This is a genomic window from Monashia sp. HAY1-5C (assembly GCF_056755255.1).
The window spans coordinates 1-235 of record NZ_JBPGXG010000783.1 but is presented as its reverse complement, the minus strand read 5'-3'; the positions used below and the strand labels follow the sequence as shown (position 1 = coordinate 235).

The following is a 235-nucleotide window of genomic DNA, read 5'->3' as shown; positions in this document are numbered from 1 at the left end:
GCGCCATGATCGTCGGCATCCTTGCCTACCTCATCGGTTTATGGAATGCCCAGATGCAGCTCAATGAAAAGGGCTATTACCTGACGATCCTGCTGTACGGCTGCTTTGCCGCCGTGTCGCTGCAAAAGACGGTGCGCGACCGGGCCGAGGGCTTGCCGGTGACGGGCATGTACGTCGGCTTGTGCTGGACCTCGCTGATGGCCGCCGTCGTGCTGCTGACGGTCGGCCTGTGGAA

The 235-nt window shown here is 61.7% G+C and carries 1 protein-coding gene; it reads left to right on the top strand.

From position 1 onward, the window contains the following. Nucleotides 1-235: YiaA/YiaB family inner membrane protein (locus ACR9ZK_RS23535; protein ID WP_481344327.1), on the top strand; the 235-nt coding region annotated here is incomplete at both ends.